The organism is Aeromicrobium sp. P2_G6, from assembly GCF_056403535.1.
In genome coordinates this window covers 227,600-242,679 of the sequence record NZ_JBFUFH010000004.1, presented here as the reverse complement: position 1 = coordinate 242,679, position 15,080 = coordinate 227,600, and the positions used below count along the sequence as shown (strand labels likewise).

The following is a 15,080-nucleotide window of genomic DNA, read 5'->3' as shown; positions in this document are numbered from 1 at the left end:
GGACCTGTCATGAACCCTCCCGACCCGGCCGTGGCCACCGCCGGCGGCGCAGTGCCACGTCTGCGCCGCCGCCGGTCCCGTCCCGACGCTTCCTACTGGCTCTACCTCGTGCCCGGTGGCGTGCTGTTCGCGCTCATCATCGGCGCCCCGCTTGTCTTCAACGTCTACCTCTCGCTCACCGAGTGGTCAGGCATCGGCGATCCCGAGTGGGTCGGGCTCCAGAACTACCGCGACCTGCTCGGTGACGACGTGTTCTGGATGTCATTCAAGAACACCGTCGCGATGGTCGTCGCGATGGTCGTGGTCCCGACGCTCTTGGGACTGGTCCTCGCCTCCGTGCTTTTCGACGTGATCGGCCGTCGCTTCCACCCCGCGACCTCATCGATCCTGCGGGCGGCGTTCTACATGCCGCAGGTGCTGCCAGTCGTGGTTGCCGGCATCGTGTGGGGCTGGATCCTGCGACCCGACGGCGCGCTCAACTCAATGCTCGGGGCACTCGGGCTCGACGGACTGCGACAAGACTGGCTCGGCGATCCCGGCGTCGCGCTGCCGAGCGTCATGATGGTGATGATCTGGGTGCAGATCGGCTACCCGCTCGTCGTCTTCATGGCTGCTCTGGAGCGCGTGGACCCCGAATTGTTCGAGGCGGCAGAACTCGACGGCGCCGGCTGGTGGCTCCGCCTCCGCGCCATCACCCTGCCGCAGATTCGTCCCGAGACCTTTGTCGTGGCACTGACGTGCACCATCGCGGCCCTCAAGGTCTTCGGCCCGATCTTTGCACTGACCCGTGGCGGCCCGGACAACGCGACGAACGTCCCCTCCTACTACGCGTACTCCTCGTTCTTCAAGAAGCTCGAGGTGGGATACGGCTCGGCGATCGCAACGGTGCTCACCTTGATCATCGTCGTCGTCAGCATGATCTTCATCCGGGCACAACAGCGCAGCGAGCGAGCGGAGGCTTCTCAGTGACCGTGACGATCCAGCCCGACCTGGCCGCGACACCGGCGGCCCCACCAACGAGGCGCCCGCGCGACCGGCACCGCCGCGGCTCCGCGAGGTGGCTGGTGCTTGCACTCGTCACCGCGAGCGCCATTGTGATGTTGGTGCCGCTCGGCTTCATGCTGCTCAACGCTTTCAAGTCGCCCAGCGACTACTCGAACCACGGCCCGCTCAGCTGGCCAAGCGGCTTCTACACCAAGGGCCTCGAGACCTACTGGCACGAGTCCGACTATCCCCGGAAGCTGTGGAACTCGATCCTCATCTCCGGTTCCGTCGCGGTATTCGGAGTCCTGGTCTCAGTGCTCAACGCCTACGCGCTCGGCATCGGTCGAGTGCGGGGACGGCTGTGGATAGTGGGGCTGTTCCTGCTCGCCAACATGTTGCCGCAGGAATCGCTGGTCTACCCGCTCTACTACTTCGCCAAGGAGGTCGGGCTCTACAACACTCGCCTCTCGGTGATCATCATCTTCATCGTCATCCAGAGCGCCTTCGGCACGTACCTGCTCGCGTCCGTGCTGAGCACCTTCCCGCGCGCTCTGCTCGAGGCGGCGAGGATCGACGGCGCCGGCAAGTGGACCATTCTGTGGAGGATCGTGTTTCCCAACCTCCGGCCCACGCTCGCGGTGCTGCTGATCTTCTTCTTCATCTGGACCTGGAACGAGTTCCTGATCCCGCTGGTGATGCTCGTCGACAACAGCACCCAGACCATCCCGGTCGCCCTCGCGTCGTTGCAGGGTGACCGGCTCATGGACGCGCCGACCACCAACGCCGGGTCGCTCATCAGCCTGCTGCCGGCGATCATCTTCTTCCTCATCTTCCAGCGCACCCTCACGCGCGGCATCACCGTAGGAGCAGAGAAGTGAAGTTCACCGACGGCTATTGGCAGCTCCGACCGGGTGTCGGCGTGCTCCGGCCCCGGAGCGTCGACTCGGTCGAGCCGGACGAACGCGGCTTCACGGTGTTCGCTCCGACGGGGAACATCACCGGCCGCGGCGACACCCTCAACATGCCCATCGTCACGGTGGAGTTCTTCACTCCCGCGGAGGGCGTCCTGGGTGTGACCATCGGCCACCACTCCGGAGGACTTCCTCAGGAGCCACGGTTTGCCGTTGCCTCGACCGAGGACCACCCGGTATCCGTCCGGATCACCGCGGACCAGGCCTCGCTCACGACCGGTGGACTGACCGCACGGGTGTGCCTGGGCGGCCCTTGGCGCGTCGACTTCTGCCGAGGCGATGAGGTGGTCACGTCATCAACCGACCGCAGCATCGGCATCGTCACCGACGGTGACGGACGCCGCTTCGTCCACGAACGGCTTGCGCTTGGAGTTGGGGAGACGGTCTACGGCCTCGGCGAACGGTTCGGCGCGTTCGTCAAGAACGGACAGACCGTCGACATCTGGAACGCCGACGGCGGCACCGCCAGCGAGCAGGCGTACAAGAACGTCCCGTTCTTCATGAGCAGCGCCGGGTACGGGGTCTTCGTCGACCATCCCGAGCACGTCTCCTTCGAGATCGGTTCGGAGGTGGTCTCGCAGACGCAGTTCAGCGTGGCGGGGGAGTCGCTCACCTACTACCTGATCGACGGCCCCACGCAGAAGGACGTACTCCGGCGCTACACCGCCCTGACGGGCCGGCCCGCCAGGGTGCCGGCGTGGTCCTACGGCCTGTGGCTGTCGACCTCCTTCACCACCTCCTACGACGAGGCGACGGTGACCGAGTTCATCGACGGCATGGCCGAGCGCGACCTGCCACTGTCGGTGTTTCACTTCGACTGCTTCTGGATGCGGCAGTTCCACTGGGTCGACCTCATCTGGGACCCCGCAGCCTTTCCCGATCCCGAGGGGATGTTGCGCCGGTTGCACGAGCGAGGGCTCAAGGTCTGCGTGTGGATCAACCCCTACATCGCCCAGCGCAGCTACCTGTTCGAGGAGGGCCGCGACGCCGGCTACCTCGTCAAGAATCGCGACGGGTCGGTCTGGCAGTGGGACAAATGGCAGGCCGGCATGGCTCTGGTCGACTTCACCAACCCCGAGGCCGTTGCCTGGTTCTCCAGCAAGCTCAAGGCGCTGCTCGACATGGGCGTCGACTGCTTCAAGACCGACTTCGGCGAGCGGATCCCCACCGAGGTGGCCTGGCACGACGGGTCCGACCCGCAACGCATGCACAATTACTACGCGTTGCTGTACAACCGTGCCGTCTTCGAGCTGCTGGAGAAGGAACGGGGTGTCGGCGAGGCAGTCGTCTTCGCCAGGTCGGCGACCGCAGGCGGCCAGCAGTACCCCGTGCACTGGGGTGGCGACAGCGAGTCCACGTTCGTCGCGATGGCCGAATCGCTCCACGGCGGGCTGTCGTTGGCGTTGTCCGGTTTCGGTTACTGGAGCCACGACATCGGTGGATTCGAGGGCACCCCGGATGCGGCCGTGTTCAAGCGCTGGATCGCCTTCGGGCTGCTGTCCTCACACTCCCGGCTGCACGGGTCCGGCTCGTACCGCGTTCCGTGGGCGTACGACGACGAGGCGGTCGAGGTGCTCCGGCACTTCACCCGGCTCAAGATGTCGCTGATGCCCTATCTGGCTGCGGCATCGGAGGAGGCGCACCGTGACGGGATCCCGATCATGCGGCCGATGATCCTGGAGTTCCCCGATGACCCGACGGCGGCGTACCTGGACCGTCAGTACATGCTCGGCCCGGACGTTCTCGTCGCCCCCGTGATGCACGAGCAGGAGGTGACGTTCTACGTGCCGGCGGGCACCTGGACCCACCTGGTCACTGGCGAGCAGCTGACCGGGCCAGGCTGGTTCAGCCAGGTGCACGGGTTCGACAGTCTTCCCGTTCTCGCCCGGCCGGGCGCGGTGATCCCGTTCGGGGCCGTGAACGACCGCCCGGACTACGACTGGGCCGACGGAGTGGAGCTTCGGGTCTACGCTCCGGCCGACGGGCAGCGGACGCACGTCCGAGTACCCGACCCCGACGGTGCGGTGGCCGCCGAGTTCGAGGTGACTGTCGACGCGGGGCGCGCCACCGCCACGCTCGTGTCCGGGAGCTCCAGCTCCTTCCGGTGCATGATCGCCGGCCGCCCACCCGCCGACCGTTGAGCTTCCCGCCCGGGTTCCTGTGGGGCGCCGGGACGGCGGCGTACCAGATCGAGGGCGCCGCCTTCGAGGACGGCCGCGGTCCCTCCATCTGGGACACCTACAGCCACACGCCCGGCCGCACCGTCAGCGGAGAGACCGGCGATGTCGCCGTCGACCACTATCACCGCTGGCGCCAGGACCTGGACCACGTGGAAGCCCTCGGGCTCGACGCTTACCGGTTCTCCGTCGCGTGGCCGCGTGTCCAGCCGTCCGGAGCGGGCCCGGTCAACCGCGCGGGTCTGGACTTCTACTCCAGGCTTGTCGACGGATTGCTTGAACGTGGCGTCAAACCGGTCGCGACGCTCTACCACTGGGACCTCCCGCAGCCGCTGGAGGACGCCGGCGGCTGGCCCGTGAGGGACACCGCGCTCCGGTTCGCCGACTACGCGGCGACCGTCGTCGACGCGCTCGGCGATCGAGTTCACCTCTGGACAACGCTCAACGAGCCGTGGTGCAGCGCCTTCCTCGGCTACGCCTCGGGCGTACACGCGCCCGGCCGGACGGAGCCTGCGGCCGCCCTGGCCGCTGTCCACCACCTGAACCTCGCGCACGGGCTCGCCGGACGGGTCATCCGGGACCTGGCCCCGGCGGCGTCGCTGTCGGTGGCACTGAACTTCCACGTGCTGCGTTCCGCCTCGGACAGTGACGCGGATCGCGATGCCCTGCGCCGGATCGACGCGCTGGCCAACCGGGCCTTCGTCGGACCGATGCTCGACGGTGCCTACCCCGCCGACCTGCTTCGCGACACCGCCGGCGTGACCGACTGGTCATTCGTCAAAGAGGGCGACGAGGCCACCATCGCGGTGCCGCTTGATGTCCTGGGAGTCAACTACTACGCCAGCACCCTGGTCCGCGCGTGGGACGGCAACGAGCCCCGGGTCGAGGTCGACGGCCACGGGTCCTCCGTCCACTCGCCGTGGGTCGGATCGGAGGCGGTGGAGTTCCTTCCCCAGCCTGGGCCAGCAACGGCCATGGGCTGGAACATCGATCCCGACGGACTTACCGACCTCCTCCTGAGGCTGCACCGCGAGTACCCCGGACAGCCCCTCATGGTCACCGAGAACGGTGCCGCGTTCCCCGACGAGGTGGAGCCCGACGGCACTGTCAAGGACGTTGATCGGGTCGCCTACCTGCGACGGCACGTGGACGCGATCGCGACCGCGACCGCACAGGGCGTCGACGTGCGGGGCTACTTCGTGTGGTCGCTGCTGGACAACTTCGAGTGGTCGTGGGGCTACGACCGTCGCTTCGGGATCGTGCACGTCGACTACGCGACGCTTCGGCGCAGCTGGAAGAGCAGTGCGCACTGGTATCGCGACCACATCCGGGGCCAGCGCCGTTGACCCGAAGGCGTCGAATGACGCCCTCGGGTCAACGGGATCAGGAGAGCGTGAAGTCGGCGAGCCTGACCCCGGGGCCGAGGACGAGGTACAGATCCTGCACCCCGCCGGGTGCGTGGACGTCCGCGGTCACGTCTCGGTAGGAGTAGCGGTCCCCGGTGCTGGGCACCGTCACCTTGCCGACCACCGGGCCGGTGGGGGAACCGACCCGAACCTCGAGCGTCCCGGCGTCGCCCGCTGACCTGGCGACCGAGGCCGACAGCTTCATGGCGCGGGTCGTCCTCGAGCTGGCGTACTTCACCCAGCCTGAGGACTTGTCAGTGGCGACGGAGGTGCCGGTCTCCCTGGTGGTCGGGACGAGATCAATCCCCTTGTAGTCGTCGAAGTTCTCCGCTTGCGTGGGTCGCGACAGGTTCCGAGGCGGGATCGTCTCTCCGTTGACCTTGATCGCGGCCCGTAGGCGGATGTCGTCCGAAGCCGACCCGACCATCAGGTCGTACGTGGAGGTCTCGACCACCCACCGGTCGCGGGTGACGTCCCAGTGGGCGAGTTCGGCCGCGGGCACGCGGAACGTGACGGTCTTGGTCTGTCCGAGCGACAGCGTGACCTTGCGGAACGCCTCGAGCTCGCGCAGCGGCTGCTTGTCGCGCGAGGTGCGCTGATGGCTGTAGAGCTGCACGACCTCGCTGCCGGCCCGGCCGCCGCTGTTGGTGACGTCCACGCTGACCCGCACAGTGCCCTTGCTTCCCATCGCGGTCCGGTCGGGTCGGAGACGGGAGTAGTCGAACGACGTGTAGGACAAGCCGTGGCCGAACGCGTAGAGCGGGTCGCCGCGGAAGTACAGGTAGGTCTGGTCGGTCTTGGCGATGTCGTACTCGTACAGGTCCGGCGGCAGGTCGGACTCGGAGCCGTACCAGGTCTGGGTGAGTCGGCCTGACGGGTCGTGGTCGCCGAAGATGGTCGCCGCGACCGCATTGCCGGTCTCGGAGCCGGCGTGGGTGGTCCAGAGCAGCGAGTCCGGTTGCTCCGCCATCGTCGTGGGATAGCTGCTCTCCAGCACCACGATCGTGTTCGGGTTGGCACGCCGCACCTGCTTGATCAGCTCCTGCTGGCTCGCCCCCAGTGCCATGCTCGTCCGGTCGTGGTTCTCTCTTCCGTAGACGAACGGGTTGCTGCCGACGACGACCACTGCCGCATCGGAGCTCGCGGCAGCTGCAGCCGCGGCGTCGGAACCGTCGCTGGTGACCTTGCGTTCGAAGTGCGCGGCCTGAGCCTTTGTCCCGGTGCCGACTGCGCCGTCAGCTGCGACCGTGACATAGTCCCCGAGCGACCACCAGCTCTCGTTGGTCTCGTAGCCGACGTACCGGAGCAGGACCGTTCCGTCCGCCTGCGGCTCGAACCGGAACTGCTGCTGCACGTACCAGCCGCTCGGAGTGGTGGCGGAGGTGTTGTAGGGCCCGAAGCTTCCCGTCAGGTATCGGCCGTTGTCGGCGTTCCGCAGCGTCGAGACGTCACCCATCCAGTCGTTCACGTCCCACTGCGCGGCGTCGGAAGACGTGTCGGTCGCGGTGGCCGTGACCATGTCGATCGTGTTCGTTCCGGTGGCGGCCAGGTAGCGGCCGGTCGTCGAGTCCTTCAGCGCCACGCGATCCAGAGCCTCGACGCCGGACACGTTGGCGGCGTCGCCCAATCGCTTTCGAATGCCTTCGAGCGGGGTCACCGCATACGGCAGGGTGCTGCCGTACCAGTCGCTGAAGAGCGTGTCGGACAATGGCCCGACCACGGCGACCTTGTGGGTGGCCCCTGGGTCGAGCGGCAGCTTCTTGTTGCGCAGCAGGACCATTGCGTCCTCGGCCGCCTCGCGGTTCAGCTTGCGATGGGCGGGGCTGTCGAGCACGTCCTGTGACGTCCCGCCGAACGGTCCGCCATCCGGATCGAACTGACCCAGGCGCGTGCGGATGGTCAGGACGTGTCGGACCGCCTTGTCGATGTCGGACACGGTGAGAAGCCCCCGGGCGAGTGCGTCCTTCAGCGTCGCGATCATCGGTTCCGGATTGCTGTCGTCGACCGTGAAACCGTCCAGGCCTGCCTTGAGCACGCTCGCGTAGGCCTGCGTCTCGTCGTCGTAGAAGTGCTGCGACTGCGTCACGGCGTGCGGACCCCAGGCGTCACTGACGTTGTAGAGAGTCTGGTCGGTCCACGAACGGACCTGATCGTTCAGGTCACGGTCGACATGGGTCGGCCGACCGTTGACCTCGTTGTAGGAGGCCATCACTCCAGTTGCGGCGTTCGCCTCGATCGCGGGGCGAAATGCCCGGAGGTCGTACTCGTTCTTGATGCGGGGTGGGACGTTCGACGAGCTGCCATTTCGATTTGTCTCGTTGTTGTAGGCGTAGAAGTGCTTGAGAATGGGCGCCGTCTTCAGGTACTTCGGGTCGTTGCCCGACAGCCCCCGGCCGTACCGCGTCGACATGACGCCCGTGAGCTGCGGGTCCTCGGAGTAGCCCTCCTCGTTGCGGCCCCAGCGCGGGTCGCGCAGGAGGTTTACGACCGGTGCCCACAGCTGCAAGCCCCACAGGCTCGGGTTGATCTCGTTGTAGGCCCGGGCTTCGTCGCCCACCGCAGACCCCACGCGCTCCATCAGGTCGGGGTCCCACGTGCTCGCCAGACCAACCGCTTGGGGGAAGACCGTGGCGCGGTCTGCGAAGACCTGCTGCCACCCGTTGTCGATGTCGTTGGACCACGCCACTCCGTGCAATGCCTCGGTGCCGGACTTGAAGTAGGGGATGCCCAAGCGTGGGATCGCCTTCTGTGACTGGTGCAGCAGACCGAGCTTCTCATCGAGCGTGAGTCGGCCAAGCAGGTCGTTCACGCGCGCAGCGACGGACAGTGACGGGTCCTGGAACGGATGCGCGGGGCCGGAAGCGGCAGCCGGCCGTGCCGGCGCCCCGCCGGGCGCCGCGAGGACCATGAGAAGCACGACAACGAGGACAGTGAGTGGTAGGCGAAGAGGGAAGCGACGGGCCACAGCGGACTCCTAAGGACGAACGAAGTCCGGCGCTCCGAGCGGCGCCGGACGCTCAATCATCGAAGCGCTTCGACGATCAACCTGAGTTGAAATCTACGGAAGGCCAGCGGGGTGTGTCAACGGTCACATTCAGGTTGGGTGCGTCGAAGGCCCCTGACCAGCAGTTTCGCGGTCAGGGGCCGTTCTCTCTCCCGCGCCCGCCCATGTCGTGACGGGACGGCTCGGTCAGCTGCTGCGGTTCCTGCGGGCCGCGCTGGCGATCAGGACCACGCCGCCGGCTGCCGCCAACAGTCCGATCAGCAGGGGCAACAGTCCCGGTCCGCCGGTGTCTGGCAGGTCTGTCGTCGAGTCCGCGCCGGTCGCCGAGTCGGTGTCGGTACCGCTGTCCGTGCTCGAGCCGATCTGACTGTCTGTTGCGCTGTCGACGTCCGCACCTGTGCTCGTACCGGCGACAGATTCGGCGCCTGCCCCGGTCGTTGAGTCGGTGTCGGTACCGGAGTCGGGCGTGGTGCCTGCGGTGTCGGTGCCACCTTCTGTCGAGTCTGTTTCGGTGCCGGCGTCGGGCGTGGTGCCTGCCGTTTCGGTACCAGTGTCGGTGGCCGTGCCTTCCGTGTCGGTGCCGCCACCTGGGCCGGTTTCACAGCCTGGAGCCTTGATGGTGTTGGAGTCCAACGTCACCGCACCGAAGTTGGCGAGCAGACGACCCTCGAACGTCGCACCGGTGTTGGCGGTGATCGACGTGTAGGCGAGGACGTTGCCGACGAACGCCGTGTTGGTTCCGAAGGTCGCCGAGCTGCCGACCTGCCAGTAGACGTTGCACGGCTGTGCGCCGTTGGTGAAGTTCACGACCGAGTTGGACATGGTGGTGAGGGTCGATGACGGAGCCTGGAAGATGAACACGCCGTCGTTGCTTCCGCCGCCGTCCAATGTCATGGAACCGGTCAACAGCAGGCTGCTGCTGGCGCGATAGATGCCGGGCAGATAGGGGTCGTTCCTCGTCAGCTCCTGCGGGACCGCAATGGGTGGCTGGGCGCCGGCCACCGCGTTGTACGACTGAAGCAGGTCCTTCTTGGCTTGTTTGGTGACGCCGTCGCCGGCATGGTTCGATCCCGTTCCGGTGAATACGAATGGTGTGTCGGTCGTGATGGTCGGCGTCTCGTGGGAGCCGATGTTGCCCTGGAGCTTGGTGACGCCGGTGTTGGTCACGCCGGAACCGGCCAGCACCGAGAACGACTTCGCGGTGCCGAGGTCCTCCGCGCCGGCAGCATGGGCGGTGTTCGCTGCGGAGATCAGGATGGGAGCCAGGGCGGCCAGGCCCAGGCCCGCTGCAAGACGGACGACTCGGCGGCTGCGTGTGGGGGAGGTGGTGGTGCGTGCATGGAGCAAGGACATGGCGTTCTCTCTGCCACGGCCTGGGAATAGAGAGGGGCCGCGCCCCTCGTTGTCCGTGCCCGACCGGTGAGGTCACCGGAGCTGACGGACCGTTCGAAGCGGCGAGCCTTGGGAGTGAGGTCAGCAGGCGCCGCTCAATCGGTGAGAGCCACGCACCCCTCCGGTGTCGCGTCCCACTAAGAAGTCCTGACGCCCAGCTCACCCTGGTGACCCATATGCGTCAGACTCACACCTTTAGAGTCGCACGAAAATCCTCATCTCGCAGGGAAAATGCCACAGGCTGACACCTCGCTGAGCGGGGGGCACGCTCAGAAGTTAGTGACAGGATTTCGGAGAGTTGCGTCCCGAAATGGGTCAAACCCTCATCCGGCACTGACGGCAGTGGATTCGTGCGGCTCGCCGACCGGCTTGCTCTCCGCGCTTCCGCGCTGGCGCAGATAGATCGCCAGGACGGCCATCGACCCGACCGCAAGGAATTCGGACTGCCAGTTCTGGAGCGTGCGGGCCCAGAAGTCGGGATTGCCGACGTATGACCCCCACGAGATCGGATCGAGCCGCTCCTCGAGACGGGTCTCGTTGAACGACGCCCACCCGGCGATCGACTGCGCGAGCCAGGAGACGACGAAGATCGCCGCCATCACGATCGTCAGCGACCAGGAGAAGATCGAAGTGCGTACGCCTCCGGCCTTCGCCCAGGCAGGCGAGTCGTCCACGGTGTGGCGGCCGAGCTTCTGCTCGTTGTCGTCACCCATGCCCGTGTGTGATGGAGACTCCGGCGAGCCCTTCTGGAAGAAGAACACGGTCGCGAGGATGTAGAGCAGGAACTGCAGGTACTCGCTCTGCCAGTTCTCGGTGACGTCGACCGCGAAGTCGGAGGACGTCAGGTAGCGGCCGAAGCCGATCTCGGCCATGCCCGACGCCATCTGCTGGTCGTTGAACTGCGCCCAGCCAGCGAAGGCCTGGCCGGTGAGCGCAGCGAGGAAGATGACGAGGAAGAACACGCTGAGCGAGTTGTTCCGGATGAACGTACGCATCGTCGCCTCCTAGGCGTGGATCAGTCCGGTCGTCAGGAAATAGGCCAGCCCGACCCAGATGATCAGCAGGTACACCACGAACATGACGCGCATCGAGCCTCAGCCTCCTTGGACCTGGCAGTCGTACGGGGCGCCGGCCTTGGGTGAGCAGCCCGCGGCCGTCACCTTCCACCCGTCGGGGAACTCGCCGAGGAACACGACGTCCTCGTCATAGCGGACCTGCGCCGCGGTGCCATAGACCTTGACCTCCATGACCCGGCCGGAGTCAGGCAGCCCGGCTTCCATGACGGCGGCCTCGCAGGACGGGCCGTCCGAGTCGGCCAGCTCCTCCTGCACGTCCTCGCTGAGCAGTTCGCAGGCGGCGGATCCGTCCTCGGCGCGGAGACTCGCATGGAGCCGTTCGGCGACCCGGGTGGCTGCGTCGTCATTTCCGGAAGAACACCCGGTGAGAGAGACGACGGCGACCGAGACGGCCGCAACGATCAGTGATCTCACCTGACGGTGATACCCCGAACAGGCTGTTTCTATCGCTTGGCCAGCGGGTGCACGGGTACGTACGCCACCCAGAGAGAGGATTCGCCATGACGACTGCACCTCAGGACGAGCCGGATCAGACCCCCAGTGAGGAGGACCCGGAAGAGCCGGGCATCGGCGCCCAGGATCGACCGGTGAGCGAGCCGGACGTCGTGGCGCCCGACCCGGTCGAGGACGCGTAGCTAGTCAGTCGTCGCGATCGGCAGGCGCCGGTCCCGCACCTTCGGGCGCGTTCTCCTCGACGTCGTGCTCCGGATCAGGCGCGAGCCCCGGGTCGACGTCGGGCTCCTGACGGCGAACCGGGTCGCTCGGGTCGACCGTCACCGGTCGGCGTCCGGATTCGTCACGCTCGGCTGAGCCGGGATGACAGTGGAACCGCCGTCAGGTTTCGACGAGGGCGTGATCTCGGGATCCTCGGTGGGCCTGGCTTCGGGGTCTGCCCCCGGCTCGATGGGTGACTCGCTCATGGTGACCTCCGGTTCGTCTCCGGCTCACGATGTGATCGGCGGGCTGGAGAGTCTGCGTAAGCCTCCAGCCCGCCCGATCTCTCGACTGCCGGTCGAGGACCGCGGTATACCCCGAAGGTTCGACTTCAAACCTCAAAACTGTACGAATTCTTTGAGGCTTCTTGACCCGCTCTGGCCTGCGGGAACACACTCGACGGATGTCTGACCCCGTCGAGTCCAACCCGTCGCTCTACAAGGTCGTGTTCGAGAACGAGCGCGTCCGGGTGCTGGAGTACCACGACAGGCCAGGAGACCGGACCACGCCGCACACGCATCCGGACAGTGTCATGGTGACGCTGAGCGGGTTCGACCGCAGGCTCAGCGTCGGTGATCAGGTCCGCGAGGTGTCGCTCGTGCCGGGCCAGGCTGCGTGGCTGCCAGCACAGACCCATGCCGGTGAGAACATCGGCAGCTCGGAGACACACGTCATGTTCATCGAGCTCAAGGAGCCGGGACCGGCAGACGGGGAAGCGGCCCTCGGGCCGCAGAGCGCCTGAGCGGCTACTCGCCCGTGCAGGCGGCGTATGCCTTGCCGTACTCCGGCGTGTCCTGCATCGGCGCGACCCTGGGCTTGCTGATGAGTCCGCCCGTGATCGCGAAGTATGCATCCGAGAAGGCCACGAGCTTGGTGCCGTCCTCGCACTCGGTGACGTCCTGGGCCCCGACGGCGCCCTTGTCGACGCACGTCGTGTAGTCCTCCGGCAAGGTCGCCCCGGCCTTCCAGATTCCGGCGCAGTCGGGACCCTTGGGTGCTGCGGTGGTCTTGGTGGGTGTTGGTTTCGACGAGTCCTTGTCGTCGTCGCCCTTACCGTCGGACGACGTGCAGCCGGCGAGCAGGAGCAGGGCTGTCGCGGTCAGGATCACGAGGCGAGGCATGACCTGACCCTAACCGGCCTCAGCGCCGCCCCGCGCGCCCGAAGAGCAGGTGGAACGGGCGACAGGCGATCGTCAGCAGCGGTCGGTGTCCATTGAGGAAGCCCAGCGGCCCATCGCCGGCCAGCGACCACCGGGCGGTGGCGAGGCCGAATCGGATGCGCCCGGTGACGGGAGAGACAAGCAGCGTCCCGGACTGGTCCTGCGCGATGCGAAAGCCCAACGGCAGCCGCCACGGCAGTCGTCGTACGCGACGGACCGCGAGCGAGCCGATGCCCTGAGCGGCGTACGAGGAGTGCTGCGCCACGTCGAAGTCAGCGAGGTCCTTGGGTATCGCCCAGAGCTGACGACCACCGTCGCGTGAGGCGACGCTGTTGACCCAGATGTGGGTGATCGAGACCCGCGGTCGCCACCCTTCGCGTACGAGCACGGTCGCCATGATCTCGTCGTACGTGAGCGGGCTGGGCTCCTCGTAGACGAAGAACGCGGCACACACGATCGCCCGGCCGAAGATCGCCACGGTCCTGGTCGCCGGCGCGCTCGGCTCGGGGGCGAGACCGCGAGGCAGCAGCCAGATGCCGACGTAGGCGTGACCGTGCAGGTCCCAGGGCTCCGCGGGGTAGTCAGTCATGCCGTCACCCCCGAGAAGAAGGCACGATACGGGCGCGACGGCATGACATTCACATGTTCGCTCGCAAGCTCGCTCATGCCCACCGGAAGGCGCCCGGCTCGAGGACCTTGGTCGCCTTGGCGAACGGCCGCGTCGCCCCTGGCCAGTTGGAGGTGATGCGGCCGGAGCGGTGGCGATACCAGTTGTCGCAGTGCGCCCACGCGGAGTGCTCGAGCTTCTCGGACAGCTCCAGGTCGTACGCCATCTCGGCGTCTTCGGTCACCTCGACCGTCGTGTAGTCGCCGGCCACCAGTCGGTCGAGCGCCTGCCGCATGTGCCGGGCCTGCGCCTCCAGCATGAAGATGATCGACCCGCCGCCGAGGTTGGTGTTGGGCCCGTAGGTGACGAACAGGTTGGGGAAGTTCGGGACGTACATGCCAAGGTAGGCATGCGCGCCATCGGCCCACTGCGTCGCCAGCTTCTGTCCGCCGGTGCCGGTGATGTCGATCGACTGCAGGAAGTCCTGCGAGTCGAAGCCGGTGGCATAGACGATCGCGTCGACCTCGTACTCGGTGCCCTCGGAGTCCACGACGCCATTCGGCGTGATCGATGTGACCGCGTGGGTCACCACGTCGACATTGTCCTGCGCCAGCGCCGGGTAGAACTCGTTGGAGAACAGGATGCGCTTGCAGCCGATGGGGTAGTCGGGCGTCAGCTTGGCCCGCAGCTCGGGGTCCTTGACCTGCTTGCGGAGGTGCCACATGGCGACCGCCTTGTTGATCCGGCCGACCCTCGACTCGTCATCGAGGCCGCGGGAGAACTGCTCCGTGAACGTCCACACCCCGGCGCGCTCGAGGCGCTGGCTGATCGGAGCCGTTTCGAACAGCCTCTTGTGGAACGCCTTGTAGGGCTTGTCGGGCTTGGGCAGCAGGTAGTTGGGGGAGCGTTGGAACACCACGAGCCTGCGCGCGTCGCGGGCCATGTGCGGGATGAGCTGCACGGCGCTGGCGCCCGAGCCGACGACCGCGATCGACTTGCCGGTTGGGTCGAACGAGTGGTCCCACTGTGCGGAGTGGAACGACGTGCCGGTGAACGAGTCGATGCCGGGGATGTGGGGGAGTGTCGGGCGCGAGAGCTGGCCGACCGCGCTGACGAGGATGTCGACGGTCTCTTCCTTGGTCCCTGAGCCTGTCGAAGGGTCGCCGAATGTCACGGTCCAGTTCGAGGATGCCTGGTTCCACGTCGCCGCGACCACCTCGTGGCCAAAGTGTACGAGCGGGGCGATGCCGTGCTTGTCGGCGACCGTGCGGATGTACGCGTGGATCTCGTCCTGCAACGCGTAGCGGCGGCTCCAGTGCGGATTGGGCTCGAAGGAGAACGAGTAGAGCGGGGACGGCACGTCGCAGCCGGCCCCCGGATAGGTGTTGTCGCGCCACACCCCGCCGAGATCGTCGGAACGCTCCCACAGCCGCAGGTCGGTGTGTCCCGCGCGCTTGAGCTCGATCGCCACCGCCAGCGCACCGAATCCCGAACCGATGATTCCGACAGAGGTCATGCGCACTCCTTCACAGGTCCGGCCGTGTGGAGCCGACCGTGACACACATAGTGTCACGGTCGTACGCCTGTGG

Annotated in this window: 15 protein-coding genes; 6 read left to right on the top strand and 9 right to left on the bottom strand. The window is 66.9% G+C overall.

Features of this window, described 5'->3' with window-relative positions; genetic code table 11:
• The first annotated feature begins 9 nt into the window (after positions 1-9).
• The 4 genes from AC1DVU_RS14590 to AC1DVU_RS14575 are packed head-to-tail and all read left to right on the top strand — an operon-like array spanning position 10 to position 5,478.
• Positions 10-969: a carbohydrate ABC transporter permease gene (locus AC1DVU_RS14590; protein WP_476923174.1), complete on the top strand. Its 960-nt coding sequence runs from the start codon at positions 10-12 to the stop codon at positions 967-969.
• Positions 966-1,862, top strand: a complete 897-nt coding sequence (locus tag AC1DVU_RS14585; protein WP_476923173.1) for a carbohydrate ABC transporter permease — start codon at positions 966-968, stop codon at positions 1,860-1,862. Before AC1DVU_RS14590 ends, AC1DVU_RS14585 begins: the two co-directional genes overlap by 4 nt.
• Entirely contained in the window at positions 1,859-4,096 is a 2,238-nt protein-coding gene (gene yicI, locus AC1DVU_RS14580; RefSeq protein ID WP_476923172.1) for an alpha-xylosidase, read from the top strand. Before AC1DVU_RS14585 ends, yicI begins: the two co-directional genes overlap by 4 nt.
• Positions 4,093-5,478: a GH1 family beta-glucosidase gene (locus AC1DVU_RS14575; RefSeq protein ID WP_476923171.1), complete on the top strand. Its 1,386-nt coding sequence runs from the start codon at positions 4,093-4,095 to the stop codon at positions 5,476-5,478. The genes yicI and AC1DVU_RS14575 overlap by 4 nt, the downstream gene beginning before the upstream one ends.
• A gap of 37 nt (positions 5,479-5,515) precedes the next feature.
• Here AC1DVU_RS14575 and AC1DVU_RS14570 read toward each other — a convergent pair whose 3' ends face one another.
• From AC1DVU_RS14570 to AC1DVU_RS14555, 4 genes are all read right to left on the bottom strand, one after another.
• The gene (locus tag AC1DVU_RS14570; RefSeq protein WP_476923170.1) at positions 5,516-8,503 is read right to left on the bottom strand and encodes a glycoside hydrolase family 3 protein; all 2,988 of its coding nucleotides are present in this window, start codon (positions 8,501-8,503) and stop codon (positions 5,516-5,518) included.
• Between the two features lie 225 nt (positions 8,504-8,728).
• A complete protein-coding gene (locus AC1DVU_RS14565) occupies positions 8,729-9,895 on the bottom strand; it encodes an ice-binding family protein (RefSeq protein WP_476923169.1) in 1,167 nt (388 codons plus the stop codon).
• A 362-nt stretch (positions 9,896-10,257) separates the two neighbouring features.
• Entirely contained in the window at positions 10,258-10,929 is a 672-nt protein-coding gene (locus AC1DVU_RS14560) for a DUF6766 family protein (RefSeq protein WP_476923168.1), read from the bottom strand.
• Between the two features lie 99 nt (positions 10,930-11,028).
• Positions 11,029-11,424: a hypothetical protein gene (locus tag AC1DVU_RS14555; RefSeq protein WP_476923167.1), complete on the bottom strand. Its 396-nt coding sequence runs from the start codon at positions 11,422-11,424 to the stop codon at positions 11,029-11,031.
• A gap of 86 nt (positions 11,425-11,510) precedes the next feature.
• On the opposite strand from AC1DVU_RS14555, the gene AC1DVU_RS14550 reads away from it, so the two are divergent.
• The gene (locus tag AC1DVU_RS14550; protein WP_476923166.1) at positions 11,511-11,645 is read left to right on the top strand and encodes a hypothetical protein; all 135 of its coding nucleotides are present in this window, start codon (positions 11,511-11,513) and stop codon (positions 11,643-11,645) included.
• Positions 11,646-11,649: 4 nt separating this feature from the next.
• On the opposite strand, the gene AC1DVU_RS14545 is transcribed toward AC1DVU_RS14550, so the two are convergent.
• On the bottom strand, positions 11,650-11,787 hold the full coding sequence (locus AC1DVU_RS14545) for a hypothetical protein (RefSeq protein WP_476923165.1): 138 nt from the start codon (positions 11,785-11,787) through the stop codon (positions 11,650-11,652).
• Entirely contained in the window at positions 11,784-11,930 is a 147-nt protein-coding gene (locus AC1DVU_RS14540; RefSeq protein ID WP_476923164.1) for a hypothetical protein, read from the bottom strand. Before AC1DVU_RS14540 ends, AC1DVU_RS14545 begins: the two co-directional genes overlap by 4 nt.
• Before the next feature lie 197 nt (positions 11,931-12,127).
• Between AC1DVU_RS14540 and AC1DVU_RS14535 the strand changes: the two genes are divergently transcribed.
• Positions 12,128-12,466: a cupin domain-containing protein gene (locus AC1DVU_RS14535; protein WP_476923163.1), complete on the top strand. Its 339-nt coding sequence runs from the start codon at positions 12,128-12,130 to the stop codon at positions 12,464-12,466.
• A 4-nt stretch (positions 12,467-12,470) separates the two neighbouring features.
• Here the strand turns inward: AC1DVU_RS14535 and AC1DVU_RS14530 are convergent, their stop codons facing one another.
• The 3 genes from AC1DVU_RS14530 to AC1DVU_RS14520 form a co-directional block, all read right to left on the bottom strand.
• Complete coding sequence (locus AC1DVU_RS14530) at positions 12,471-12,845, bottom strand: hypothetical protein (RefSeq protein WP_476923162.1); 375 nt, start codon at positions 12,843-12,845, stop codon at positions 12,471-12,473.
• A 19-nt stretch (positions 12,846-12,864) separates the two neighbouring features.
• Positions 12,865-13,473 (bottom strand): acetoacetate decarboxylase family protein, encoded by a 609-nt coding sequence (locus AC1DVU_RS14525; RefSeq protein WP_476923161.1) that lies wholly within the window; start codon positions 13,471-13,473, stop codon positions 12,865-12,867.
• Between the two features lie 73 nt (positions 13,474-13,546).
• On the bottom strand, positions 13,547-15,007 hold the full coding sequence (locus AC1DVU_RS14520; RefSeq protein ID WP_476923160.1) for a flavin-containing monooxygenase: 1,461 nt from the start codon (positions 15,005-15,007) through the stop codon (positions 13,547-13,549).
• Positions 15,008-15,080 lie beyond the last annotated feature (73 nt).